The sequence below is a fragment of the Sulfurimonas sp. NWX79 genome, assembly GCF_039667035.1.
GTDB classification, from domain to species: domain Bacteria; phylum Campylobacterota; class Campylobacteria; order Campylobacterales; family Sulfurimonadaceae; genus Sulfurimonas; species Sulfurimonas indica.
In genome coordinates, this window is sequence record NZ_JALCZL010000047.1 from 1 (window position 1) to 1,988 (window position 1,988).

Here is a 1,988-nt window from a genome sequence, read left to right on the forward strand (position 1 = left end):
ATTTATATAAGTTTGGATCAAAATCTTCAAATAAAACAGGGCAAAACAAAGAGGTGGTTTAAGTTTCAAATTGTAACTTTTTTTTACTTTTTAGTGCAAATTTTTAGGGTTCGTTTGACAATTTTCTCTTTAGATACAAAAGTATCTAAATTGCCAACTATTAAACTACCATTAGGATTAAAAGATTTCAAAGTAACTGCTTTATACGAAATTATTTCGCCATCAATAGCAGTTGCTTTTTTTCTAGCTGTAACTAATCCAGTTCTAATAGTCGAAACATCTTTTAATCTCAATATTTAGTCCTTTTAATTTGTATATAGTAAAATGATACAATAAACTTAACAATAAGTCAAATGTATATTCTGAAGTAGTACAAATATTATCTATATTTTTGAGAGATTCGTGTAAGGAGTAATGTGGTGTTTTCTTTTTCATTTAAAATGATGTCGTTAAATTCATCTAGCTCTGAAGTGATTTCATACAATGAAAGATTGAGCCATTTAATTATTTCGAATATATCTTGATGCACTTGTGGTAGGTTTTGCTTATCAAATATCTGTTCAAAGTGAAAGATTCTATTTCTGAAGTATCGTATAGTATTTATTTTTGAAGAGAGAACTCGTCTATTTCTATCTTTTTTGAGCATATTTGGAAACATCTGCTTTGTGTGTTTATTCCATATTTTTTGGTCATAAGTTTTTGAAAAAAGTGATGTCCAAAATCCAAAACTTAGCTCAGATATGATTCTATCAGCAGTGAGTTCTTTTTTTGCTCTTGCAATTTTATTTTTTGCTTCTGTTATTTTTTTCTGTTCATTATGAAGTAAAAAATCCTCTATATCATACCAATGCTCAGTTTTATAGTAAGCTGTTAATGTATTATGTATGCTATTACGAAGTGCAACTTCTAAATTCTGAAGAGGTATGTATAAACTTTTGGCTATCTCGCTGTTTAATATATAGTAAGTGAAAATTATTTTCTTATCTTGAGTCTTTAAAATTTTACTATATTCATCTAATCTTCTCTTTGATATAGATAGTTCTAATTGTTCATATAGCTTTTCATTCATTTTTTACTCTTGTTTTTAAATAAGAACTATTGTATAATTCTCTTTGTAGTCCCTAGGCAACTCCTCTCCTATATTTATATAGTGAAGAACCTAGGGGAAATCATTTCCCTTATTTTACCCAAAGCATTTTATATTCATTGTTAAACCTTCAAAGTAAATCTAATTTAGTTTATGATTTTGAGACTTGAAGTTGACTATACAAGAGTTCGAATCCTCTTTTGACATCCATGACATACAATCTAATGCACAAATATCAATCTCGGTGCCAATTCGGTGCCATTATATACCCATCAGGTATGATTTGTTATAATTCTTAAAATGTGAAAACCTCGATATACAGGGTATATGAGGGTATTTAGTGGATTAGTCAAGAGTTTCCCTCTACCCCATCCACTTCAAACTCCCTAAAATAGGCACTTTTAAAACTAAATCTTAAAAATAGACAACATATATACAACAATTATACAACATTGTTATTTTAGATAAATATATCTTCATCTAAAAATATATTATTTTCTTCTTTTACTTGTTCTTTTTCAAGCTTTAAAACTTGCTTTGTTTCTGCTTCTGATTCTTTTACTTGCGCCCATTCAACCAATAAATGCAATTTCCACCTCTTAATTATGCAGCCATTACTTTTGAAACTGTAGCATAAAAAACTTGAGCAGGAGTTTTAAAGCCAAGAGATTTTCGTGGTCTGTTGTTAAGTCTGTCTTGTATAAACCTAATCTGTTTTCGTTTAACCTGTGTAAAATCAGTCTGTTTTGGAAGATATTGCTGTCAAACGAATCCTAAAATTTTGCACTAAAAAGTAAAAAAAAGTTACAATTTGAAACTTAAACCACCTCTTTGTTTTGCCCTGTTTTATTTGAAGATTTTGATCCAAACTTATATAAATCTGAATGAATAATTCCTGACT

General features: G+C 28.7%; 2 protein-coding genes. One reads left to right on the forward strand and one right to left on the reverse strand.

Annotation, left to right across the window (positions count from 1 at the left end; all coding sequences use genetic code 11):
• Positions 1-300, forward strand: a 300-nt coding sequence (locus MNY27_RS10785) for a hypothetical protein (protein ID WP_346392335.1), incomplete at its 5' end; no start/stop codon positions are given.
• A gap of 79 nt (positions 301-379) precedes the next feature.
• Here the strand turns inward: MNY27_RS10785 and MNY27_RS10790 are convergent.
• Positions 380-1,069, reverse strand: coding sequence for a hypothetical protein (locus MNY27_RS10790; RefSeq protein WP_346392336.1), 690 nt, complete (start codon positions 1,067-1,069; stop codon positions 380-382).
• Positions 1,070-1,988: the final 919 nt, after the last annotated feature.

Excerpts from the sequence above, each read along its gene's own strand:
- MNY27_RS10790 (WP_346392336.1), bottom strand. The coding sequence starts at position 1,069 with ATGAATGAAAAGCTATATGAACAATTAGAACTATCTATATCAAAGAGA.